Origin of the sequence: Escherichia sp. WS2035 (assembly GCF_046487065.1) — a bacterium.
Lineage (GTDB): Bacteria > Pseudomonadota > Gammaproteobacteria > Enterobacterales > Enterobacteriaceae > Escherichia > Escherichia coli.
In genome coordinates this window covers 187,726-210,416 of record NZ_JBJQKD010000009.1, presented here as the reverse complement: position 1 = coordinate 210,416, position 22,691 = coordinate 187,726, and the positions used below count along the sequence as shown (strand labels likewise).

The window sequence follows — 22,691 nt, the reverse complement described above, 5'->3', positions numbered from 1 at the left end:
TCAGGTACAAAAAAAGCCCTTACGGGCCATCAGAGTTGTTGTCTGCGACGTTTACGCCGTACATTTCACCAGACCGCGGTGATCAACTGGCGCGACACCGGCGTCAATACGCACTTTCGTTGTCACGCCATCCACACTGAAGCCCTCCATCTGATCAATATATGGCGTATCCACACCGTTGAGATAAGCCACTTCAATCGTATCGGAGCCTTTTGACGCAGCCAGGTAGAAGGTGGTCTGGCTGTTATCATCAAGACGAGGCTCTGCAATAACGGTCGCAAAATCTTTCACCGGGTTAATAATACCGGCGTTAATGTCAGCCCCCTTGACACTTGAGGAGCGAATGACCTGGTTAGCAACAGACTCCATCGCCGTCGGTACCAGTACGAACGCAGGACGAATATTCAGATGACGCTCCCCCTCTTTCTGAACGCGCATCAACTGGCGGGCTTTATCCAGCGATGCCACGTCCATTGCAGCGCTCTCCAGTACGTTTGCATGTTTCGCTTTATCGAACAGACTTACATTATCTGTGGAGATTTTCGGGTTAGACGTCAGAATGGCATAAACCAGATCGGCAATAGTGGATTTCGCCGCACGGCCCAGTTTCATCGGGACATCGGTCAGCATATTCAGATCATCATTGATAATGGCCTGACGGGTGATACTGAACAGCTCGCCATAGGTCGCCAGTGCAATAGTGGCCTGTTTATCTCCGGTGGTGACGTATTTATATTCCGCCCCTTCACGCACCTGACGCAGAGCACTGAAGCCCCCCATACCCACACGATGGGCAATTTTAAAATCAGACAACTGACCTTTCCGCGTCCATTGTTCATAGGTTTCAGGAGCATCTTCCCAGCCCTGCAGAATGGCTTTGTTCGCAACATCCAGCAGAATATTACCGAAGTCAGACGTACTGTGGGTGAACGCCGCACCGACCATCTGCATCGGGTTATAACCGGAAACCCCAATACCCCGTTCAGTCAGTGACATACGGGCATATTCACGCAGGGTCATCCCGTTGTAGACATTATCACGTTCGGTTTTTTCAAATCCGGCACGCGCCATCAGCGCCTGGCGGATCCCGTCCCCCACAAAATTACCGTTACCAGCATAAATATGAGCCGGTGTATTTTTATTGGATGGCGTGGACTCGCGCCCCATCTCGTTCAACAGCTTTTCGCGGGCCTGCTCCAGCGAACACTCAGGATCGGCAAGACACTGAGCCTGCAGCGTCTGATAACGCCCGCCAAACATGGCAAACAGATCATTAATACCGTTTACACGCGCTTTTTGCTCTGCCAGTACCTGCGCACGGATACTGTTTTCATCCACCACGGGTGCTGCTGCCTGCACTGGCGTCCGGGAGGCTGCAGGTTCATCATCCTGTACGCGTGGAGCACTGTTGCGTGGCGGAGTAATCATGTTTCGAATGGATTCCGGCATCTTTTTAAATTCCTCTGTACGTTTTGACTGAATACATGCCATTGCCTTAACGGCTGGCGTCACCTGATCAGCAAATCCATGTGCCAGACATTCGGCACCGGACATCCAGGTCTCATCCGCCAGCATGGCAGCAATTTCATCGGTGGTTTTCCCGGTTTTCTGTGCATAAGCGGGTAACAGAACCGCCTCAACCTTATCGAGCAGGTCGGCATAGGTGCGCATGTCCTCCGCATCACCGCCCGTAAAGCCAAATGGTTTATGAATCATCATGAAGGTGTTTTCCGGCATAATGACCGGGTTTCCCACCATCGCAATGACCGACGCCATTGACGCCGCCACACCGTCGACATAAACGGTAATGGACGCACCATGTGTTTTCAGCGCATTAAAAATGGCGATGCCTTCAAAGACATCGCCACCCGGTGAATTGATATGGAGATTAATGTGGGTGATATCGCCCAGTGCATTCAGATCACTGATAAACTGCTTCGCTGTAACACCCCAGAAACCAATCTCGTCATAAATATAAATATCCGCGTCACTCTGGTGACCAGCCTGCATCCTGAACCAGGAATTATTCTTCGGACTGGTCGTCGGTGTGCTGCGGCTCCTGTCGTTTCGTTGCGGCACTGCTGCCTCCTTTATCACTGGCCGGATCGGTATCAAATACCAGATCCAGCTTGCGGTTTTCATCAATTTCTGCCTTGCGCCGACGTTTGACATCATCCGGATTACGACCACCTGCACGTACCCAGTCTGATTCTGTCGCCGCTCCACCACGAATCTGAATTTTCCAGGCCTCAGCCTCCTTAACAGGGTCAATCCACGGCATCACCGGTCCGGAATACACCGCGGTATACAGTGAAGAACGGTCAAGATCGCGGGGTAGCCTGATAACACCGGATGCCACAGCCTGTTTCAGCCAGGCACGATACATCGGGCGGGTGACGGCACCAATAAACCAGTCCTGCAGGATCAGGTAGCCATCAGTGGATTCAACCAGCTCCTGACGCTGGGCGCTGTAAGTGCCGTTATAGTTGCGCGCTGTACTGGAAAAACTCAGACGACTGCCCGCCGCCACGGCACGCAACTGACCATTACGAAAAGTTTCAAGGTTAGGATTGGGGCGATCCGACTTCACCATTCCGATTTCTTCGCCGGGTTTCAGATCGTCGTAAATAATGCCTGGCTGAATGGTAAGCTCGCGTTCATTCTCCTTGCTGTCATTACCATCCGTTTCATAGCTCTGTCCGTCGCCTTTGCGGATGTACATCCCCAGAGCAGCAGCGATCCTTGCTGCAGTCAGCTCAGAATCTTCATATTCTTTCAGGGCACTGAGGCGGATCAGCACACCGGACAATAAAGACGTCCCGCGCATCTGGTGCAGACGGCGAACAAATTTAAGATGCAGCATTCGCTCTGCATCCACTTCTTTGGTTTCCATCTGCCGTCCGGATACAGGACGACTTTTATACACCAGATATTTTTCGGGACGCCCCCAGTCATCAACAAACACGCCCTGATTCAGCCTGTTGCTCTCATCACTGGTCATGGGAATAAAGTCTGGCTCGAGTGCCTCCAGCCAGAAATGAACACCGGCAGAAGGCGTCAGGCTGTTTATGCGCCCGGAAACCATCTGGGCAAACACCTCACCATCGCGCAGCCAGGTACGCAGCATCAGACGTTCCAGCATCGGACGGGTAAACTGCCCGGTAACTTCCGGACTGACAGACCATTCACTCCATCGGGTGCGTATCTCCGCTGCCAGATCACGGGCAATGGCCCCATTGCGTAATACCGGATGTGGCTCGACAATAATCCCGTTTTTCCCCACCACCCGTTCTTCCAGCTTGTCAAATACACCAATGACCAGATCGTGGTTGTTATCAAGGTAACGGGCCTGCTCACGTAACGACACGGCCCCGTAGAGGCTTAACTGGTCGGCAGTTCGGTTTTCCCGCCGGGCTTTGTGTGTCCGCGTCGTTTTTACGGCCTCATAAGCCTGGATCACCGCCCGGGAACGCAGCCTTGCCGCTTTCCATCCTGGTGAAAAAACGCCAATCACATCATCAAGAATTGCCATCAGAACCTCGCCAGCCGGTACCCGGGATGCCCCCGTCGTCGTGTAATCAGAGCCGCAAGGCGGCGCTCCCACTCCTGCCGTCCCTGCCGGATCTCAGATAAGTTTTCCATGGTCATCTGCTGACCATTAAAGGTGACGGATTTTCCGTCCAGCACCGCCATTTCAGCTTCCGTATAACGCTGAATCATGGCTTCGATATCATTCTGGTTCATAACCATCCTCCGGAAGTCAGCCAGGGGTTAACATCGTCAGTTACTGTTTTCTTCCGTTTTTGTTTTTTAACAGGCGTGGATACCGGTTCCGGTGAGGGTGACGGTTCGGTACTGTCCGGGACACACTCCAGCCAGGTTTCCCGGCTCGCCCACTCCGGTGCATCCGGCCAGCGGATCTTTTCGTATCCATGCAGAATGACCAGAGCCTCGGCATACACCATCAGGTCAAAAGCTTCGTTGGCACCGCGACCCGGCTTACTCCATTTCCCGTCACTGCTCCGCTCTTCATACGTCAGTTCGTCGTAAAACCAGCTCCCCAGCCAGTCAGGGAAATGCACATAGCCGGGACCTGGCGAGTCACGCCATAACGCGTTATTCACCCGGTCTTTCAGTGCATCCGTCTGAAGAAGCCAGAGCGGCACATCACCTGCGGCCTGCGCCCGTCGGCCCGTTCGTCCGGTGTTATCAGGGAATGTACGGGTGATCAGTTTTGCGCGCCGGATGCTGTCGCCCTTAAACAGGTAAATACGTTTACCAAGGCCATCACGACGGCAACGACGCCAGAATTTATAGGCATTATCAGTGACCCCGTCTTCACCGCCGGAGTCCACCGCCATTGCCATCAGTCGCATTTGTTGAGAAGGATCGGAGGCCAGCGGCCAGCTTTTATGAAAAACATCCGTCAGCAGGACATCCCAGTCTTCCGGATAGCTGGCCGGATCAATTCGCTGGCTCTCCCCGTCGCAGTCACTGCGCAATGACTGCGTGATATTGTAACGATCAATAATCCAGCGTTCGCCACGACTGCCATAGCCCGTTACCTGAACCACAAAACGGCGATGACGTCCCGCCTGCACATCCACTGTCGCCACAAGGAAATTAACGCCATCCGGCACACTGCAGGAAGGAACTGGCTCTGCCCGCTGCTCAAGCAGTTCACTTTTTCGTTGCTCCATGCTGGCACGAGGAAGATAAGGCAATCCCCAGTCGGTGTTGATAACCGCCCTGAGTGTTTCTTCGCTTCCTGTCGCTTCATACTCCTGTTCTGCAGTCAGTAATTTGTAAACCAGTTGCGCCCAGGTCTGATACGCAGCAGCTGGCCCTTCCATCCAGAAACTGGCGATACGGGAGCGGCGCGGTTCACCGGAAACGTTGCCGTTACGATCAATGACCTGACCTTCACGCAACCAGACTCCTGCACTATTGAGCTCACGCTTTTTCTCCGCAGTGATAATGCCGCTGCAGTGCGGGCAAAGTAGATACGCCGCCTCACTGGCTTTAAAGGGATCCGGTTCATTACGGTAGCCGGTCATGGCATCCATAGCTGGCTGAAAATATTCACCGCAGTGCGGACATGGCCAGTACCAGCGGCGGCGGTCACCACGATTGTAAAGGGAAAGAATACCAGTCGTCGGTGGCGCTTCATGAGGCGACTTACGTCGCCATTTGCTGTCGCAGATGTCACGTCCCGGCGAGCTCTCCACCAGAGTCATCCCGGCGGACATAAATGTGGTGGTACGTTTTGAGGCCAGGGAGAAACCATCACCCTCGCTGTCGATATTCTCCGGAAAACGGTCGTAATCGGTTAAGGCGACAAACCGGTAATCCGACGACGACATAATGTTGACCGAGGGCCAACCAATTTTAAGGAACGAGCCATCCCTGAACGTCTTATCATGGACATTATTGTCGTTACGACGTGGACTCATTCTTTTCTTTACCGCCGCACTGCTTCTGAACGTTCTGTCGAGGCGCTTTTTAGAATGCTCGCGGGCCTTATCTTCGGTCATCTGCACAACGAGCATGTCCGAAGGATCGCAAACGATGGTATAGACAATCCATCCATCGATCAGACCAATGGTCTTCCCTGTTCGCGCAGGACCAACAAAAATCACCGCATCGTATTCACGCGATGCCAGGCAGTTCAAGGGCTCAATGATGTAGGGTGTCAGTTCAGGATCCCATGGCACCGAGTTACCAGCCCCCTTGGGAACACGCATGAATTTTTTAACAGCCTCCGAAATCGGCATGCGACGTGGTGGGGAAAATCCTGCCGATATGTCCCTTCCCAAATTTCGGGCTGATGAAAAACCCATTATTCCTCCTAGAGACTCTCTCCTTCCTCATCAGGAATTAATTCAGCAGCACAAGCCTCGTAGGATTTTTCCTGAAGAGTGTATCGCAGGTCATCAATGGCCTGCTGTACAACGCCGACGGCCTGAGGAGTCAGAGCGCAATCGCGTTCAAGAACATCCGGAATTGTCTCCAGAACCTGGACGACAGCCTTTCTCATGGACGAATAGACGATGACTACTTCATCAACTGGGATGAGTTTTCGCTGCTCCTTTTCCAGCTTGATCCTTTCATTTTCAGACTGGTACCAGTCCTTTCTCTCTTTCGGCTCCATACGGGATGGATCATGAACAGAGTCTGCTGCCTCATGCTTCACACTAAACAGGGCGGGCCCGACATGCTGCAGGGCGTAAACGGGGTTCCCCCTGACAGTCGCAGCCACAGGAGTGTTGGCCGCGAGGAGCCGTTTTTTTACTGTGTCCCGGTGAAGCCCAAAGGCCTCGGCGATTTTAAAAACACTCCAGTAATAAGCATCACCGATCCCGCTCACATTTGACATAAGCAACTCCATCTGGCAGGTGAAAATCAGGTTTATTTATATATTTCAATTAATTGCAAACTGGTCTAATGACAGGAAGAAAAAAATATTGTACAGGTGAAAAGAGAAATAACTTTTAATTATCAATAAATTACCAAACATGCTGCCGCCGCCATGGAAATGCAAAAACTAGCCTTTTTCCGCGACGCTCCCGCCCCGTGGCAGGGGCCCCCACCGGGAGGACCCGACAGCCTGACAGCCGTGACGAGCATCTGATACAGCGCTTTACATAATGGCATAGGAATAATTCAGAAGGACATCACAGCATGCCCACACAAATTAGTGTGAGTGTCCTGTTTCTTCCTACGCACAGGACTGACGAGCATGAGGGGAAAATACGCGAACCATAAATGCCTCATCTTCAGCAATGCAGCCGAACAGGACGATATTGTAAATTCACCTAATTACGAGGACATTGCAGTAGTTGAATTGCAGCTCTGTATTAGCCTGCAGTGACAGAATGCGATATTGACTCTGTCACAGGTGAAATAGTTTGAATGATTAGCAGTTATGGTGCTCAGTCAACCACCAGGGAATAATCCTTCGAATTCTTATCGTGCTTCACCAACGCTGCCTCAATTGCCCTGAATGCTTCCAGAGACACCTGATGTTCTATACATGCAATTACAACATCCGGGTAACTCATAGAAATGGTGCTATTAAGCATATTTTTTACACGAATCAGATCCAACGAGAGTTCATCAGCAGATTGTTCTTTATTCATTTTGTCGCTCCATGCGTTTGCTCGTCATCTAGCGGTTAAAATATTACTTCAAATCTTTCTGCATAAAAGAGGAAAAGTATGAAAGTTTGAGTACATCGACCTTACATACATCTGTCGGTTGCATATCCCTCCTGGATGCCAGCAAGGCTCAACTTTGTTACGCAACCAACACTATTTATTGAAAACAGGCTTAATATTTGACATAAATCATCAACAAAACACAAAGAGGTCAGACCAGATTGAAACAATAAATACGATAATGCAAACTACGCGTCATCGTATCACATGGAAGGTTTACCAATGGCTCAGGCTGCCATTTTTAAAGAAATATTCGATCAAGTGCGTAAAGATTTAAACTGTGAATTATTTTATTCTGAGCTAAAACGTCACAATGTCTCACTTTATATTTACTATTTAGCCACAGATAATATTCACATTGTGTTAGAAAACGACAACATAGTGTTAGTAAAAGGACTCAAAAAGGTTGTAAATGTTAAATTCTCCAGAAACAAACATCTTATAGAGACCTCCTATAATAAGTTGAAATCAAAAGAAATCACATTTCAACAATACAGGGAAAATCTTGCTAAAGCAGGAGTTTTCCGATGGGTTACAAATATCCATGAACACCAAAGATATTACTATACCTTTGATAACTCATTACTATTTACTGAAAGCATCCAGAAAACTACACAAATCTTACCACGCTAAACCATAACGTCCGGCTTCTCTCACTCCTGAGCCGGACTGCATTGGTTTAATAAAAACCATCAACAATTGTGATTTAGATATTCGGAACCATTCAAATATAACAAAACCCCGTAAAAACGAGGTTTATGGATAAATTTTATTATTGAATACATCAGATTAAATTAATCTTGACATCATAGCTTTCAAGACCCGTCATTTTTTCCCGTGCGGTAAACTGAATACTGGTAACTTCTTTCCCGGTCTTTTTCTTAAGTTCAATAATTTTTTTTGTTATATATTCAGAAATATCTGCTTCTGCTTTTGTTTTTAAGTCTTCAATATTCATCATTTCCTCTTTTAGTCTGTTATGACTTTCCAGTTACACTGGTAAGTCGATTATATGGTGCAAACGTGTAAAAGATAAGATGAAACATCGCAATAATCAACATACGATAGTCTAAATTTTACACAAACAGACAAAGAGAATTTTCCTGAATTATCAATGCAATAGCATCAAATCAACTCAAGAGCCTTATTGCTGCTTCCAGAATTTCTTCTGAAGTAACATGCCGATCCGCGGCTACATAAATGACTTTATGATCTCCGGTCAGAGATGGAAACCCTGCGGCCATTACAGTAAGGTGTGTTTTTTCGCCATTTGGATATTCACGCATGATGGTGTTAACTCCAGTCATCGCTGGCACTACCACTGCTGGTTCAGAGTTAAAAAAAACTATGATTTTTTTCATGATGTTACCGTAGTATGTGAGTATCCATCGAATAGACACCAAGCAAAAAAGCTCCCGAAGGAGCCTTCATTTTCACTTTTTTAAATCCAACGACAGACGGCTGGCATTTAAGTATTGTGAAATATTATCAAATGTAATCATCATTGATTTACAAAAGATACATTTTGCCCCGAAAGGATTCATGTCAGAAACATCAAAAGATGATGTTCTATACTGGGAACCATGACAACACGGGCATCTAAAGTGAATATGGTTTGTAATATTGTCTACCTCAAAGCGCCACTACATGAACAGCGGCAGGACCTTTAGGTCCGTTCTCAATACCAAATTCAACTTCCTGATTCTCAGTTAATGTTTTGAAATCGTTGCTCTGAATTGCTGAGAAATGGACAAACACATCTTTGCTGCCATCTTTCGGCGTGATGAAACCAAAACCTTTTTCAGGGTTAAACCATTTCACTAAACCAGTCATTTTGTTAGACATAATTATTACCTTTTGAAGAAATTAGCCCTTGGGCAGAATGGTCCGAAAAAAAATATCAGAGAGAAAAACCAACAAGGAAATCTCAAGAGGTACAAATAATAAAATTATAACAATGACTGCTTCAGATAAATTTGTAACAAACCAGAACACCATTAACGCATGATTAACCACCCATAGCAAGGATTACTTTTGTAAAGAAAAACACAGCAATGAAAGAATAGCTTTATTTATTAATAAAACGTGTCATTCTGATTAAGACCTTTTATCTTACCCTTAAGATTTCAGGAATTTTGACTGATGGAAGAGTCCTTTTTATTTAAATTTTACATTCAGCGATGTAAATGTTCCGATTTAATATTACCCTACATTTAATGCTTTTTATCTCTTAAAGATTCATAGATCTGTTGACAAGTCACTCCTGCGATGTAGCGTTCGTCAGCAATTTCAGCATAAAGCTGAGCTTCTGCTGCAATATCTCCGAGCATGTTGGTGAGCATTCCTTCGGCGGTTTTGGTTGTTTTGCCTCTGACGGCAGCGGCAAGATCTGCGGTATGCTTCGCTGCGTCAAGGCGTATGGCATATTTTTTTGCTTCGGCACGCAACTGGTTAACACTATCAGACAGATAAGCAGCCCTGGCAGAAATTTCAGCAGATTTCTGTTGTGCATCTTTAACAGCCTCATCACGGGCTATAGTTCGCCCCTGTTCAATTATTCGAGCAGCAAATTGAGCATTTACCTCTTGTGATAATGCGGCAGCATCACGTTCCGCCCATTTTTTTTGCCATCCTCTGTCGCTCCAGACATTTCCGACGATAAATCCTGACAACACGAGAAAAATCACCATGAATATCTGATTCACTGTTCTATCCCCCAGCAGGTTAATGCGCTCTCCTGGTCACGACGAATAACCTGACCGTAACAGTTATTTGAACGAACGCGGCAATCGCGTCCGCCATCCTTAATCCACCAGCGAATCGCTTCGCATGCACCTTTACGATCACCAGCATTCAGCCGCTTATAAAACGTCGACGGGAAACACTTACCGGGACCAATGTTATAGGGACAAAATGACGCGATACCCGCTTTTTGTGGTTCGGTCAGTGGTACTTTAATATTGCGCTCCACCCATGCCAGCGCCTTATCACGCTCAATGGCGTTGACCTGGTCGCATTTTTCCTTCGACAGTTTCATATTGGGAAAAACGGTTTTTCCATCCACCACTGTGGCACCCCGACAGATGGTCCATATGCCAGAACCATCGCGGTATGCCATTGTGTGGTTACCTTCTTTTTCGTCCAGAAACTGGTCAAGTATCTGAGGAGCAGATGCGCCAGCACCAATCAGCGCCAGAACGGCAGCCGACAGGCCGTATCTGATTTTTGTGTTCATATATATTTATGATGAGGACGCTCGTGCTTATTGGCAGGATTTTCAATCTTAAAGGAGTACTGATGCTGCAGATAAGACTCAACTTTTTCTGACAATTTTTCTGCTACTTCCAGGAAGACTTGCCGGACGCTCCTTCTGGCTGCTGCCTCATAAAACTCCAGCGCAGCTCCTTCAACACGGTCCATGGCGACATCCAGGCCAAAAATTTCACCGTCAAAGCGTTCTTTGTCCTGTAAGGCTACAGTTACCGTAACTTTATTCTCAAAATTACGGACTCCTTTCACAACCAGTTCATAGTCTTGAGTCATTGGATTACTCTCCTCTCGCAGCCTTACGCCTGTCTTCTTTAATCTTGAAATAAAGATTTGTCAGATACGTCAGCAGGCCAAAAACCAGGCTACCCAGCACACCGATTGCAGCCCACTGTGACGGAGTTACTTTATCGAGTAACTGCAATGCCCAGAAACCAGCATTACCCGCCGATGTGCCATAGGCAACACCTGTTGTTAACTTATCCATTGATTTCATATCCTCACCCCGATGAACACGGATGGTGCAATATGTTTGAAAAGATCGGAGTCTACGGGGTAGTTTTGACAGCACACGCTGTTCTCAACGGCGCTAAAGAAACATACACATTAAAAATGTGAGTAATTATTTTGAAAGAAAGTCATATATAAAATAATAATACGAGAAATGTTTTCATATTTAGTGTACTGTATACGGCCATTTATACAGGAAAAGCCTATGTCAGAACGTAAAGACTCAAAATCACGCCGTAATTATCTCGTTAAATGTTCCTGCCCAAACTGCACCCAAGAGTCAGAACACAGTTTTTCAAGAGTACAAAAAGGTGCCCTTTTGATCTGCCCTCATTGCAACAAAGTATTCCAGACAAATCTTAAAGCTGTAGCCTGATTGATTTTATTAGTAACAAGTATTTTTTATATTTTAATAATATATTTAAAGCAGATAATAAAAAACCCGCCTGAGCGGGTTTGAGATTGTGGTGCTTTTTGTGGGAGTCATCCACTTACGCACTTTGTTTTGCCATGCCAGCAGTTAGCTTCTGCTGTAAAACTATTCATGCAGCAAACCTGCACTTCACCACAATGGTTAGCATACTTTTCCTGATTAAGATTTTGCCAAATATGCTGGCCATTGTTTCATGTATTGGACCTCCTTAAATTTTATTAAAGAAATCCAATATTCACTACTCTGTCCGTATCTCTACTCAGGCATCAGCCTTCTTCGTTATCGTATACAGACGAGCGATGAATTTTAATCAGTAATGATGACATTTGCTGCTGCAGGACCTTTAGCACCACTCTCTATAGAGAAGGTAACCTTTTGACCTTCAAATAAGGTTCGATAATTATCATTCTGAATCGCAGAAAAATGCACAAACACATCTTTACTACCATCAACAGGAGAAATAAAGCCGAAACCTTTATCAGCGTTAAACCATTTTACTAAACCAGTCATTTTATTTGACATTCTACATTCCTTAACTTGAGCCTTTCGGCATAAATGGTTTGCATAACAGAAACGACTTCGTACTTAATTGGAGAGACTCAAAGAAGGAATAAGTGAATAACACCTGAAATGAGAACTGCTTTAGTAAACTACTTCGTATATCGTCTGTTCTTCAAACCGACGCAATCATTAACGCATAGTTGAACATATGAAGCAATGTTTATTTTAGACATCCAGCCATCTTCAACCCCATCAAAAAACTATAGCTTTCTTCAGGAACGTGTGTATAGTGCGCCAAGTTATCAGTATTAAGGAATTTTTTTGTCCCGTAAAATGACAGGAATTGTCAAAACCTTTGACGGCAAAAGCGGCAAGGGTCTTATCACCCCATCCGATGGTCGTATCGATGTCCAGCTTCATGTTTCAGCGCTCAATCTCCGCGATGCAGAAGAAATTACCACCGGATTACGCGTGGAATTTTGCCGGATAAATGGTCTGCGTGGCCCTTCAGCTGCCAATGTTTACCTTTCATGAGCTATATTAAAGCTTTAATTTCAGGCCCCATCGGATCACACATGGAGAGTTTTTATGAATAACCCCGTCTGTCTTGATGACTGGTTGATTGGCTTTAAAAGCTTATGCTGTACTTTGGCCGTAATAGCTCTGCTAATAATATAATAAGCAGACTCATTGTGTTTAGGGACATTGTACTGGAAGAAAACATTTTAAACATCAGGCAAATAACCAAGTCACCAGCTAAATAATAAGTTAACAGACATGAGTCCCGGGATGAGATTCAACATTACCATTGCCCCATTTAAAGCACAAAACCCGCTCATCAGCGGGTTTTCTACTTTTTCTTAACGTCGGGTATACAAAGCCCATCATTGAAAAAATTTTATCCATATTTTTTGAAAAATGCAAACATCATGTCGCCATCTTCAGCAAAAATCATTTATCTCGTCACCTTCCTCAATTGCGCTTCCGCGTATGCTTCTTCCTGCCAGCACTTTGTTACCAGTTTACCAATGACGTCCGCATACCCCTTATACCACTGATAATCGGTCAGGTCTGGTACCAGCTTCTGGACATGACGTCGTGCGGTAAACGACTAAACCGGTTTCCATTACAACGCCCACAAATCTTATATACCGGTACGCCATGAAACCGGGTTCTTTTTTCATCCAGAACAATCCCTTTACCCTTACACCCTCTGCACGCTGTGCTGACTTCGCCCTTACCATGGCAATGCTGACATAGTTCCTTCACCCATTCTTCCTTGATTACAGATTCCCCGCGTCTGTAGTGTTTCACCACTTCGCGCAATACATTATAAAATCCCGTACCTGAACAATGCTCACAGCGAGCCTTACTTGCCGCAGACCTGGAGTAATCAGCAAAGGCAAAACTCACGAGGTAAGGAATAATCTGTAACCGGATTTCTTCACTCAATTTGTTCAATGTCGGGTTATCCAGTGCCATCGCGTAATTGAGCAGACCTTCAATCGCAAACTGAGGATCCTGAACACCAACTTTTGCCAGGAATAAGGCAAAACCAAGCGGAGCTTTCGACTGCACCATCCCCTGCGCAGCCATCACATCTGTTATTGTTAAACCACCCGAGCCTGTCGCCGGTGCGTCATCACTCAATTTTGGAGATTTTGGGGAGTAATATTTTGGTAAAGCTTCAAGGTTCATGCTCGTTCTCCACTTACGCCAGTACGCCTATTGCCAGCGCACGATCGATAAAACGAAATATCAGCTCCAGCTGGGAGCCATACTTCTCTTCAAATGCCACGGTATTCGCATGCAGCTCGTCGTGATGCTTTCTGCACAAAGGCAACACAAAGAGATCATGTGCTTTGGTTCCCATTCCACCCTGCCCGTGACCAATCAGATGATGCGGATCGTCGGCTGGCATACCGCAGCAAGCACACGGCTGTGTCTTAACCCAGCGTGTGTATTTCTCCTTAACCCAACGGTGACGTTTAGGCAGCTTCATGAAAGATTCCGGAGACTCTGGATCAACGGTGATGCTTACCACCGTCTTTTCCTGTGATGGGTTTTGTTGCTGGTGGGCGTGAGGCAACGGTGCAAGATTTTTTGTGCGCTGTTTCAATATGCTGGTGGCGGTCTGCTCTCCCGGTACGATGTCGCTTTCGCGGTACACCGAGCAGTTTTTTTCCGCTGGTAATCCCAGCGAGCGACGTAATACCGCTTCCGGTAGCGCGTCCGCCACCTGATTGCGGACCGCCCACCAGGATAATTCAGCCAGAGATAATTCACGCTCCTGCGTACCGCTTATTGCGTGACCGATGACGTCAATCATCCATGCTGACAGGTTTTGATGAGCAAGTTGCTCGAGTGATTCGGATGTCTGGTCACGCAGCTGGTTGTCGCAGTGCCAGCACAACACCATTGCGCCGGTACCATAACGGTGAATAACGGTTTCGCTGTGATGATAATCGCCGTGTGGCCACTGGCAGGATTTAATATTGCGCAACAGCCAGTCAGACAATGCACCAGCACCACCAGCAGCACGAATTACCCGTGCGTTACTGAAAAACGGCAGCAATGTTTTGTCTTCCACCAGCGGCTGGCGAACGGTAGGAACGACCCCGGACGGCAGATTACGCATGCTTTTCGGTTCCGGCTCCACTAGTACCCGGGTATTGTGGAATACCGGCATGGATTCACGGCCCGGCTTAACGACCACCAGCCCGAGTTCCGGTACCAGAACAGGTCGAAGTAATACCCGCACGTTACCTCCAGATGCGTTGCTGGAATGTACGGGACGGACGCGGTGGGCGTTCGGAGTAAGGCAATCTGACTGAGATTATCCAGTGACGGTAGTCGAGACTAAGGGCTTTCTTAACCTCGTATCCGCGCCTGCGGTAACACTGAATTATCCATTCAGCCTGCTCTTCAGTGCATGGAGGGTGTTGGAACCATTCAGACTTGAATGCGTAAGAATACCGCTCGTGCGTGCAGACAAGAACGGGCGAATTATCAGAATTGTAATATTTTACGTTGCGTGCCATCGGTTTTCTCCGGTGGCACGGTGTTACTCAGCGGGAGTTCAGCCCCGCGCAAGATTGTAGATGAGTTTATTCTTCTGCAAAAGCTGAAAAGCCTGCTTTTATTCCGATCTCTTTCAGTGCCTGTAATGAAGTGACAAACTCACCTTCGCGCAAGATAAATCCGTCTGTCACTCGACCATCCACAAAATTAATTAACGCAGCCCCATTCTTTCGCAAACACATAATGCGGTAATGACTAACAAGATTTCCATTTTCAACGCACACAGCATAGAGGCCATCTTCACAAAAAATTTTACGCAGTTCTTCGATGTTCATCATCAGAATCCTTCCGGATAATTAGCTCTCCCCTTTAAGGGACCATCCCTCTTATCCCTGCGCGCTACTTAAGTATTTTTGATTCTATTCCGGCACCGTCCAGAACTTCAAACGCGTTGAAAATAAAAACAAAAACCCGCCGAAGCGGGTTAAGTGCGGGTGCGTTGAGGATGCCTGCCACATCAGAGGTGGCGAGGGATTTCTCCCTCGCCGGGTCTCTTACTCCTCAGGTTCGTAAGCTGTGAAGACAGCGACCTCCGTCTGGCCGGTTCGGATTCGTACCTCGCAGAGGTCTTTCCTCGTTACCAGTGCCGTCACTATGACGGTTAAACAGATGACGATCAGGGCGATTAACATCGCCTTTTGCTGCTTCATAGCCTGCTTCTCCTTGCCTTCCGGCACGTAAGAGGCTAACCTACATGTGTCTAGCATGAAATTGGCCTCAGATTAATGTTAAGCGTCTTGCAGGACGCGTAATGTTAACTGGGGCTTTTCTCTATCTGCCTTTGGTGTTCATGCCCGAGGCAGATAGCCTCAAGCACCCGCAGCCATTCTACTTAACTACCTTTACCTCGCCAATATGAAATCAGTCAGAAAGGCGATCCATAAGAACAATAGCAAGACAATAAATTGCCATTACAGCCGCAATAGCCAGCGCACACTTGAGAACCAGCACGACAACCTCCTGTATTGGACGTACACCAGTCCTGATAAATATGAGGCGGCCTCTTAAGTGATTCAATACAACTATTAGGTATAATTAGTCAGATTTTTTCTGTGGAAATGGGACATTACAACCTATCGCCACCAACAATTGAGACGCTAATCGCCCCATCTCGTAACCTTATCCAAAACGAGGCCTAAATCATGGCAATTGACTAACGTTTCTGAGTAGATAATGCCCTGAAGTAAGCGTTGCTAATCGATTGATAAATCTCAATATCTTCAGAACCTGCAAGTTCGACATACTCACTCTCACATGTAGACGGTTGAGCAGTGTGTTGGACACTTCTCGTGTTCGAGTGGATTGTTCCTATACTAACTTCTGTTAATATAGGTAGTTCCAACTGGTTTCTGTCGTTTTTTTTCATATAAATCACTCAAGCCTCAACAAGTTAAGTTTATTACTATCAACTTCAGCAATAACTACCTGTTCTAATTTAGGAATCGCTTTGAGACTAACGCTATCCACAGGCATAGCCGCACCCTCTGTCGCTAACTCTAGCACCCCAGCTTTAGATTTTCGAGATCCAGATTCAAAAAGCTCAAGAAACCTAGTTGGAGCTACTCCATCAAATTGTATCAATTTCACTTTTTCATCAGTCTCGATTACTGATTCGGTCATCGCATCCGAATGAAGTTTAAGAGCTAAGCTTTTTCTATACGGCTCAATAAAATATACTTCAGAGATACCAGAAGCGATAATATGCCTTGCGCAGGAATGACATGGATAGGTTGTTACAAATATTTTTCCGCCTAAAATTCTTTCTCCTGCCACACGAGATGCGCCAAGAATCGCGTGCATTTCTGCATGAACCGCTCTTGAAAACTCTATTAAATCTTTTAATCGTGAGTTTTTTATAATAGTTTGAATCGCCGCTTCTCTTTTTTTTACAGGGATTATTTTTTCCTGTACAAGGCTATCAATGACAACTTCAGCCAATATTCTCTTTTCCGCATCATTCGAGCAATTTCTATTTTGTAATGTATAACAACGATGATCAGGATCAATAACTTTTAAGCGGATAGATTGTTTACCATAGAGACCACCACCATTACGAGGCACATCATTCCAACCGGTAGAAAGAAGTTCTCCAGATGAAGATGTTACTGCAGCACCAACTTGTCTTGATAGACATGCAGAATTACGAGCCGCTGAGGTGGCTGCATACATTGCATTTTCCTCTTCAGTCGGTGATATAACTGAACTCCTAAAAATTAGCTTAAAGAAACGTTCCAGTTTAGATAGAATTTGGCCTTTAGCATCGGCATTTCCTGGCTCTGCCAACCCACTGTCAACCCGCAAAAAGTAATCACACTTCGGGAAAGTGTCTCTAACTGATTGCCCATGATCGAACTCTTCACCAGAATCAGTATTGATTAGTTCAGCAATATCTTCAACGCTTAGTCTATTAATTTTTGAAAGATTTTCACGCCTTGCCTCTAAAGGGGAAAATACACCTATAGAGAAAATCATTTTTCCATAGATTGATTTCAACAATCTCAAGCTCAGAAGAGTTTTTAACTGAGTCAATAATATGACAAATTTTTTGATTTTTAATCTTACTCGCTTCCCCTTTGCTGGATTCATTAACAATATCATCAAATTCACCAAAGTTTTTTTTACGCTCGGCGCTAATTTTAGCAATAGCTAATTTTGCAAGAATATCACTACCATAAATTTCACGAAGTTTATCACCCACAGTTATAAGTGACTTGAATTTCTTTAGATTAGTGCTTTCATCAATATTAATTGATGTATATTTTGAATTAATCCGGATTAGATCACTCAAGCGTATGTCGTATGTTTTATAGCCATATTTTTTAAGCGAGAATGATATCTGCTCAGCAGTCTCATGTAGCGGTGAACCAATTGGCCCACAAAGTGCGATTATAATCTCTGGAGTGACACTGTCTTTTATTTCTTGAGTTGCATTAATTGTTGACAGCTCGGCAACATCATCATTCCCAACAAGTTGAAACTCTTGACTTTTATCTAAGGCTGTGCCTTGCATGCCCTTATCCTAATTAATAGTATTTTTCCCTCTTTATAGCTAATTAAGATAAATGTTGCAAAGTAATATTGCACATGAAACTTGAGTTAGTAATCCTTTTGACTAGATGGTTTGACCTGCGCCCTATAGATAAACACACTACGCTGTTAGCAACGTTCGCTTCTGGCACAAAGCAGGCACCACACTAGTTCTTCCCTGTACCATAAAAATGTCAATTCACATATGAACAAATGCTATTTAATCTAAAAATGTCTATAAATACCGTGTAATTCACTGATAAAATGCCAATATTCACTGAATAACTTCACTCCTCCGGTACTCGCGACAGATTATGTTTAGGTGACTGTCGTAGCGACGTATTTCTCCGTCAGGTAATGACCAGATAAGGTCCGGATCAACCACAGCGGGTTTCTTCACCTTCGCCCTAGAGAGTTTTTTGCGGGCATTTTGCCAGTCCTTTCGTGCCTGTTGAGACGGGAATAACGCGTAGCCGGAGTTGTATACATAACAACTGGCAACCAGCTCTCTGGCAAGAATGCTCATCAGATATCTTGTCGCACCTGTCTTGGCTTCCAGTTGCCGTAACGTCTCACGACCGCTCTGGCGCACGAGTTCCACCACCTGCCCTTTAATTTTTTCCCGCTCTTCTTGTGTAAAAACTTTTGCCACAAGTCCCCCTTAAAATTACCTCATGACCTGAAATCAACACTTATCCCCTGAAACCAGGCGGAATTTCGGTATCCGGTTCAGAAATATGATTCACACAACGCTTTATTGGCGAACGCCCCAGGCGAATAACCAGCTCATCCCATTTTTCGCGAAGCTTTGACGGACTCATGATGTTTTTGACCCAGAATGGATCTCGCTGTACCCGACCAAACATTTCGCAAATTTGTCTGTGGCTTCTGCCATCCAGCATCCGCATTGTGCGCACGTCATTGGCCCAGGCAGTCCAGTTAGGCTCTTTTGGTCGCATGATCTCGCCATCATCACTGGCGGCCTGTTCGTAGAGACCCACGATCCGCCCCCAGATCCACTGCGCACACGCCAAATCCTCCTGGCTACCCCACTGCCGTTTTTTCGCACTAAACACAACTGCGTCAGGGTGCCGGATTAAAAAATCCTGTTCAGCCGTCTGCTGGTCCGGTTGCAAAGCTTCCGGACGAAAAGTGTTTTTATTCTCTGTAGTAATCTCTGTTGTATTCTCTGTAGGATCATCGGGCCATTTTGACCCGATGACATTGGGTCGTTTTGAACCAATGGAGCGTTTCATTTTGACCTCTTCCATCATGTCATTTTGACCTGATGGAGCGACGCATTTTGAACTGATGGATTCGCTCAATTTGCCACCATCTAAAAGATCGCTCCCGTAGTTGATCGTGTAGAAATTGGTCATGTCGCGCTTTGATTTATTGAGCTTTTCGCAACGCAAAAGCCCCAGCGTTTTCAGACTTGCAAACGCGCGCTTTAACGTTGACTCTGACCAGAATGGGAACTGCGCCAGCCATTGTTCCGTTGTGTTGTAAATCCAGCGAACACCATCGCATTCCATGCCGGAATTGGTATCTCTCAACCAGTAATGCAGTTGCTGCAACACAATGGCTTCGTTTAAGCCAATCTTCATCGCAAGCTGTGTGTTTATAACCAGTGGGCGTTCAGCAAAAAGAAGGCTCATAATTCCATCCAGCTTTTTGTTGGTATTGCTGTCGATACGCAAGCTTGAAAGCAATTGCTTTTTCTATAAGTTCGTCAGTTTCACGATCTACAACGGCAGGATCTGCAAAAAGCAGTCCGGACTCCACCACATCGCCATATTCTTTATTTAACCCAGCGATCATGTACGTAATACTCTTTCCGTCACTAATTTCACGATACAACCTGAAATCACTAATCCGGATAGCCTCCATAATTGCAGGCACTAGCGCTGTGAACTTTTCACGCTTATCCCTGGTGTCGATAGCCTTCCAGCGTTCGAATATCTTCACTCGATTAACGCTAAGCGCTCGCTGATCAACCGCGCCACCTTCATATGTGACACGCTGAACATCGATGTTCGGGCGCTCTTTCAAAGCCCAGAATGCTTCAGTGATTAATATCGTCGCCTGCTCCTGTGTCATTCCTGGTCGACATATCCAGGCATCCAGAGCCTCACGAGCCTGTTCAGGAGTGATTTTCATTGTTCAACCCCCCCGCCCGCTTCGTCTTACGATATTCGTCATAAACTTTGGGATCATACTGAAGCTCCCCGCCAGATGCCTCCTGTAGACGCATCGCGCGACCTTCGGGAACTAAATCCCCTTTCCAGCTATAAAGCGAAGCCAAACGAATACCTGCTGCTTGTGCAAGTTTTGTTTTTGAACCGAAATACAAAAGAGCGTCAGTTTTAAGCATTTAAAACACCTTGCTTGTTAGTCATGACTAACAAAATAGATGTTAACAAAAACATAGTCAATACGATTTAGCATTAGCTAACTATGGATACAAAAAATTTAACCATCGGCGAACGCATTAGGTATCGTCGGAAAAACCTCAAACACACCCAAAGGTCTCTTGCTAAAGCCCTGAAAATCTCCCATGTGTCTGTATCACAATGGGAACGGGATGATAGTGAACCTACAGGGAAGAACCTTTTTGCCCTCAGCAAAGTATTGCAATGCTCACCAACATGGATTCTATTTGGCGATGAAGACAAGCAACCAACACCACCCGTTGAGAAGCCGGTTGCCTTAGCCCCCAAAGAACTAGAGCTCCTTGAGCTGTTTAATGCACTGCCAGAATCAGAACAGGATACCCAGCTCGCCGAAATGCGAGCTCGAGTAAAAAATTTCAATAAACTCTTTGAAGAATTACTAAAAGCCCGTCAGCGGACAAATAAAAGATAACATCATCAATGAGTTATCTTTTATTATATCAATTATGTTAGCCATAACATACAAAACCACTTGACCAATATGTTAGCCATGACTAATCTTGTTTACATCAACACACCGCACGGTGTTCTCAGCAAACAGTTCCGCCACCCCGGCGTTAAGGGGAAATGAGGTCAGCATGGATACTATCGATCTTGGCAACAACGAATCTCTGGTATGTGGCGTGTTCCCCAACCAGGACGGCACGTTCACCGCGATGACGTATACCAAAAGCAAAACGTTTAAAACCGAAAATGGTGCCCGTCGCTGGCTGGAAAGAAACTCAGGTGAGTGATATGGATTTCGACACAATCATGGAAAAGGCTTACGAAGAATACTTCGAAGGCCTTGCCGAAGGCGAAGAAGCTCTCAGCTTCAGTGAGTTTAAACAGGCACTCAGAATAAGAATGTGCTCTCACAATGACGCGGAACACAAATATGAGAAGCAAAATCAGACCGCAGAAAATTTTGTTCTGGAACCCGGAGAAACGCTTTTCAAAATTCCCGTTACGTGCCCCATTTGCGGTTTTACATCAGAAGAACTTGACGACTCCTGTAACAATCAGGAAACAACCAAGTATGTCGAAGATGATACCGAGTGCGCACGAAGAACGATTATAGCCACGAGTCCAAACTCCAGGACCAATAAATCTCACTTTGAGAGGGTGATTAATCCACTCCCCCAAACCAATAAAAAAGATGCCGGAGGACAAAAAACCCAATGGAACAACGGGATATCTGTCAAAAAAAGACGTTCCATTAAAGACAAACAACGCAGCGCCAACAACTGTAAGCGCTTTATACCAGTAATCAATTTTCATGTTCTTAAGCGGATTTATTGGTGGTTGCGACATTGCTTAATGAATCCTTAAAACTGTGGTGATTTTAAGGATACCACCTCGCCTGACGTGGTTAAAAGCAGGCACACAACACGAAAGCGCACGGCGAAGTTCGTCTCACTGTACGGTGTCGTTAAATTTAATTCGACCGTGCGCTTCCGGTTGTGGCAACCCGCGAAATGGCGCGGCGGTAAGTATGGCGGGGTTATTCCTTCCCCGTAGAGGACACCGAGTTGTCAGGTTGACCATACGCTTAAGTGACAACCCCGCTGCAACGCCCTCTGTTATCAATTTTCTGGTGACGTTTGGCGGTATCAGTTTTACTCCGTGACTGCTCTGCCGCCGTTTTTAAAGTGAGTTTTGTGATGCGGTGAATGCGGCTAAGCGCACGCGGAACAGTTAAAACCAAAAACAGTGTTATGGGTGGATTCTCTGTATCCGGCGTTAATTGTTAACTGGTTAACGTCACCTGGAGGCACCAGGCACTGCATCACAAAATTCATTGTTGAGGACGCGATAATGAAAACGTTATTACCAAACGTTAATACGTCTGAAGGTTGTTTTGAAATTGGTGTCACTATCAGTAACCCTGTATTTACTGAAGATGCCATTAACAAGAGAAAACAAGAACGGGAGCTATTAAATAAAATATGCATTGTTTCAATGCTGGCTCGTTTACGTCTGATGCCAAAAGGATGTGCACAATGAATTCAGCATTTGCGCTTGTTCTGACAGTTTTTCTTGTTTCCGGAGAGCCAGTTGATATTGCAGTCAGTGTTCACAGGACAATGCAGGAGTGTATGACTGCAGCAACCGAACAGAAAATTCCCGGTAACTGTTACCCGGTCGATAAAGTTATTCACCAGGATAATATCGAAATCCCGGCAGGTCTTTAAAACAGTTCCGTAATAAATATCCGGTTTC

At 45.8% G+C, this 22,691-nt stretch carries 34 protein-coding genes and 2 pseudogenes; 9 read left to right on the top strand and 27 right to left on the bottom strand.

What is annotated here, in order from left to right; all coding sequences use genetic code 11:
* Positions 1-51: 51 nt before the first annotated feature.
* The 6 genes from ACJHX4_RS16680 to ACJHX4_RS16655 form a co-directional block, all read right to left on the bottom strand.
* A complete protein-coding gene (locus tag ACJHX4_RS16680; RefSeq protein WP_001136590.1) occupies positions 52-2,079 on the bottom strand; it encodes a ClpP-like prohead protease/major capsid protein fusion protein in 2,028 nt (675 codons plus the stop codon).
* On the bottom strand, positions 2,024-3,532 hold the full coding sequence (locus tag ACJHX4_RS16675; RefSeq protein ID WP_000985923.1) for a phage portal protein: 1,509 nt from the start codon (positions 3,530-3,532) through the stop codon (positions 2,024-2,026). Before ACJHX4_RS16675 ends, ACJHX4_RS16680 begins: the two co-directional genes overlap by 56 nt.
* Complete coding sequence (locus tag ACJHX4_RS16670) at positions 3,532-3,744, bottom strand: hypothetical protein (RefSeq protein ID WP_001072975.1); 213 nt, start codon at positions 3,742-3,744, stop codon at positions 3,532-3,534. Before ACJHX4_RS16670 ends, ACJHX4_RS16675 begins: the two co-directional genes overlap by 1 nt.
* On the bottom strand, positions 3,741-5,840 hold the full coding sequence (locus ACJHX4_RS16665; protein ID WP_001531696.1) for a phage terminase large subunit family protein: 2,100 nt from the start codon (positions 5,838-5,840) through the stop codon (positions 3,741-3,743). Before ACJHX4_RS16665 ends, ACJHX4_RS16670 begins: the two co-directional genes overlap by 4 nt.
* A gap of 8 nt (positions 5,841-5,848) precedes the next feature.
* Positions 5,849-6,376, bottom strand: a complete 528-nt coding sequence (locus ACJHX4_RS16660; RefSeq protein ID WP_001389340.1) for a DUF1441 family protein — start codon at positions 6,374-6,376, stop codon at positions 5,849-5,851.
* Positions 6,377-6,932: 556 nt separating this feature from the next.
* Entirely contained in the window at positions 6,933-7,139 is a 207-nt protein-coding gene (locus ACJHX4_RS16655; RefSeq protein ID WP_001031431.1) for a hypothetical protein, read from the bottom strand.
* A 300-nt stretch (positions 7,140-7,439) separates the two neighbouring features.
* Between ACJHX4_RS16655 and ACJHX4_RS16650 the strand changes: the two genes are divergently transcribed.
* A complete protein-coding gene (locus tag ACJHX4_RS16650; RefSeq protein WP_001531698.1) occupies positions 7,440-7,850 on the top strand; it encodes a DUF1398 domain-containing protein in 411 nt (136 codons plus the stop codon).
* Positions 7,851-8,001: 151 nt separating this feature from the next.
* Here ACJHX4_RS16650 and ACJHX4_RS16645 read toward each other — a convergent pair whose 3' ends face one another.
* From ACJHX4_RS16645 to essD, 9 genes are all read right to left on the bottom strand, one after another.
* Positions 8,002-8,175 carry a GnsA/GnsB family addiction module toxin gene (locus ACJHX4_RS16645; RefSeq protein WP_001019139.1) on the bottom strand — a complete coding sequence of 58 codons (174 nt, stop codon included), beginning with the start codon at positions 8,173-8,175 and terminating at the stop codon, positions 8,002-8,004.
* 172 nt (positions 8,176-8,347) lie between these two features.
* Complete coding sequence (gene ynfN, locus ACJHX4_RS16640; protein ID WP_000720962.1) at positions 8,348-8,578, bottom strand: protein YnfN; 231 nt, start codon at positions 8,576-8,578, stop codon at positions 8,348-8,350.
* A gap of 4 nt (positions 8,579-8,582) precedes the next feature.
* Positions 8,583-8,648, bottom strand: coding sequence for a small protein YnfR (gene ynfR / locus ACJHX4_RS16635; RefSeq protein WP_120795388.1), 66 nt, complete (start codon positions 8,646-8,648; stop codon positions 8,583-8,585).
* Between the two features lie 2 nt (positions 8,649-8,650).
* Entirely contained in the window at positions 8,651-8,839 is a 189-nt protein-coding gene (locus ACJHX4_RS16630) for a cold-shock protein (protein WP_071524604.1), read from the bottom strand.
* Between the two features lie 10 nt (positions 8,840-8,849).
* Positions 8,850-9,062: a cold shock protein CspI gene (gene cspI, locus ACJHX4_RS16625; protein WP_000066495.1), complete on the bottom strand. Its 213-nt coding sequence runs from the start codon at positions 9,060-9,062 to the stop codon at positions 8,850-8,852.
* 368 nt (positions 9,063-9,430) lie between these two features.
* Positions 9,431-9,922 carry a DUF2514 domain-containing protein gene (locus ACJHX4_RS16620; RefSeq protein WP_001531699.1) on the bottom strand — a complete coding sequence of 164 codons (492 nt, stop codon included), beginning with the start codon at positions 9,920-9,922 and terminating at the stop codon, positions 9,431-9,433.
* Entirely contained in the window at positions 9,919-10,452 is a 534-nt protein-coding gene (locus tag ACJHX4_RS16615) for a lysozyme (RefSeq protein WP_001092973.1), read from the bottom strand. The genes ACJHX4_RS16620 and ACJHX4_RS16615 overlap by 4 nt, the downstream gene beginning before the upstream one ends.
* Complete coding sequence (locus ACJHX4_RS16610; RefSeq protein WP_000189921.1) at positions 10,449-10,760, bottom strand: DUF1327 domain-containing protein; 312 nt, start codon at positions 10,758-10,760, stop codon at positions 10,449-10,451. The genes ACJHX4_RS16615 and ACJHX4_RS16610 overlap by 4 nt, the downstream gene beginning before the upstream one ends.
* 4 nt (positions 10,761-10,764) lie before the next feature.
* Positions 10,765-10,980: a phage lysis protein EssD gene (gene essD / locus ACJHX4_RS16605; RefSeq protein ID WP_000839590.1), complete on the bottom strand. Its 216-nt coding sequence runs from the start codon at positions 10,978-10,980 to the stop codon at positions 10,765-10,767.
* 219 nt (positions 10,981-11,199) lie between these two features.
* Here essD and ynfU point away from each other — a divergent pair, with 219 nt between their 5' ends.
* Entirely contained in the window at positions 11,200-11,370 is a 171-nt protein-coding gene (gene ynfU, locus ACJHX4_RS16600; RefSeq protein WP_001405948.1) for a putative zinc-binding protein YnfU, read from the top strand.
* 363 nt (positions 11,371-11,733) lie between these two features.
* Here the strand turns inward: ynfU and cspB are convergent, their stop codons facing one another.
* A complete protein-coding gene (cspB, locus tag ACJHX4_RS16595) occupies positions 11,734-11,949 on the bottom strand; it encodes a cold shock-like protein CspB (protein ID WP_000066484.1) in 216 nt (71 codons plus the stop codon).
* 300 nt (positions 11,950-12,249) lie between these two features.
* On the opposite strand from cspB, the gene cspF reads away from it, so the two are divergent.
* Together cspF and ACJHX4_RS16585 are read left to right on the top strand one after the other, a co-directional pair.
* The gene (gene cspF, locus ACJHX4_RS16590) at positions 12,250-12,462 is read left to right on the top strand and encodes a cold shock-like protein CspF (protein WP_000087756.1); all 213 of its coding nucleotides are present in this window, start codon (positions 12,250-12,252) and stop codon (positions 12,460-12,462) included.
* Positions 12,463-12,516: 54 nt separating this feature from the next.
* Positions 12,517-12,606 (top strand): hypothetical protein, encoded by a 90-nt coding sequence (locus ACJHX4_RS16585; protein ID WP_120795389.1) that lies wholly within the window; start codon positions 12,517-12,519, stop codon positions 12,604-12,606.
* Between the two features lie 277 nt (positions 12,607-12,883).
* Here the strand turns inward: ACJHX4_RS16585 and ACJHX4_RS16580 are convergent.
* The 11 genes and pseudogenes from ACJHX4_RS16580 to dicC all read right to left on the bottom strand — a co-directional run bounded on the left by ACJHX4_RS16580 (position 12,884) and on the right by dicC (position 20,410).
* Positions 12,884-13,626: pseudogene (locus ACJHX4_RS16580) on the bottom strand (antitermination protein).
* Between the two features lie 13 nt (positions 13,627-13,639).
* Positions 13,640-14,689, bottom strand: coding sequence for a DUF968 domain-containing protein (locus tag ACJHX4_RS16575; protein ID WP_001531701.1), 1,050 nt, complete (start codon positions 14,687-14,689; stop codon positions 13,640-13,642).
* Between the two features lies 1 nt (position 14,690).
* Positions 14,691-14,969 carry a hypothetical protein gene (locus ACJHX4_RS16570; protein ID WP_032143834.1) on the bottom strand — a complete coding sequence of 93 codons (279 nt, stop codon included), beginning with the start codon at positions 14,967-14,969 and terminating at the stop codon, positions 14,691-14,693.
* Positions 14,970-15,035: 66 nt separating this feature from the next.
* Positions 15,036-15,287 carry a protein Rem gene (gene rem, locus ACJHX4_RS16565; protein ID WP_000980999.1) on the bottom strand — a complete coding sequence of 84 codons (252 nt, stop codon included), beginning with the start codon at positions 15,285-15,287 and terminating at the stop codon, positions 15,036-15,038.
* A gap of 216 nt (positions 15,288-15,503) precedes the next feature.
* Entirely contained in the window at positions 15,504-15,659 is a 156-nt protein-coding gene (hokD, locus tag ACJHX4_RS16560; protein WP_000813254.1) for a type I toxin-antitoxin system toxin HokD, read from the bottom strand.
* Positions 15,660-16,380: 721 nt separating this feature from the next.
* Positions 16,381-17,481: a deaminase gene (locus tag ACJHX4_RS16555; RefSeq protein WP_001531703.1), complete on the bottom strand. Its 1,101-nt coding sequence runs from the start codon at positions 17,479-17,481 to the stop codon at positions 16,381-16,383.
* Entirely contained in the window at positions 17,435-18,019 is a 585-nt protein-coding gene (locus ACJHX4_RS16550; protein WP_001531704.1) for a hypothetical protein, read from the bottom strand. The genes ACJHX4_RS16555 and ACJHX4_RS16550 overlap by 47 nt, the downstream gene beginning before the upstream one ends.
* Positions 18,020-18,310: 291 nt before the next feature.
* Positions 18,311-18,688, bottom strand: a complete 378-nt coding sequence (locus tag ACJHX4_RS16545; protein WP_001531705.1) for a DUF977 family protein — start codon at positions 18,686-18,688, stop codon at positions 18,311-18,313.
* 40 nt (positions 18,689-18,728) lie between these two features.
* The gene (locus tag ACJHX4_RS16540) at positions 18,729-19,694 is read right to left on the bottom strand and encodes a hypothetical protein (protein WP_000054481.1); all 966 of its coding nucleotides are present in this window, start codon (positions 19,692-19,694) and stop codon (positions 18,729-18,731) included.
* Positions 19,675-20,196, bottom strand: a complete 522-nt coding sequence (locus tag ACJHX4_RS16535; RefSeq protein WP_000705359.1) for a toxin YdaT family protein — start codon at positions 20,194-20,196, stop codon at positions 19,675-19,677. The genes ACJHX4_RS16540 and ACJHX4_RS16535 overlap by 20 nt, the downstream gene beginning before the upstream one ends.
* Positions 20,180-20,410: a dicB transcriptional regulator DicC gene (gene dicC / locus ACJHX4_RS16530; RefSeq protein WP_001531706.1), complete on the bottom strand. Its 231-nt coding sequence runs from the start codon at positions 20,408-20,410 to the stop codon at positions 20,180-20,182. Before dicC ends, ACJHX4_RS16535 begins: the two co-directional genes overlap by 17 nt.
* A gap of 83 nt (positions 20,411-20,493) precedes the next feature.
* Here dicC and dicA point away from each other — a divergent pair, with 83 nt between their 5' ends.
* From dicA to ydfD, 5 genes and pseudogenes are all read left to right on the top strand, one after another.
* Positions 20,494-20,901, top strand: coding sequence for a DNA-binding transcriptional dual regulator DicA (gene dicA, locus ACJHX4_RS16525; RefSeq protein ID WP_000379970.1), 408 nt, complete (start codon positions 20,494-20,496; stop codon positions 20,899-20,901).
* Between the two features lie 166 nt (positions 20,902-21,067).
* Positions 21,068-21,223: a DUF1391 family protein gene (locus tag ACJHX4_RS16520; RefSeq protein WP_000379557.1), complete on the top strand. Its 156-nt coding sequence runs from the start codon at positions 21,068-21,070 to the stop codon at positions 21,221-21,223.
* A 1-nt stretch (position 21,224) separates the two neighbouring features.
* Positions 21,225-21,326 (top strand): annotated as a pseudogene (gene ydfB / locus ACJHX4_RS16515) (protein YdfB); the annotation flags it as partial.
* Between the two features lie 960 nt (positions 21,327-22,286).
* On the top strand, positions 22,287-22,475 hold the full coding sequence (dicB, locus tag ACJHX4_RS16510; RefSeq protein ID WP_000854559.1) for a cell division inhibition protein DicB: 189 nt from the start codon (positions 22,287-22,289) through the stop codon (positions 22,473-22,475).
* Positions 22,472-22,663, top strand: a complete 192-nt coding sequence (ydfD, locus tag ACJHX4_RS16505) for a lysis protein YdfD (RefSeq protein ID WP_001083273.1) — start codon at positions 22,472-22,474, stop codon at positions 22,661-22,663. The genes dicB and ydfD overlap by 4 nt, the downstream gene beginning before the upstream one ends.
* Positions 22,664-22,691: the final 28 nt, after the last annotated feature.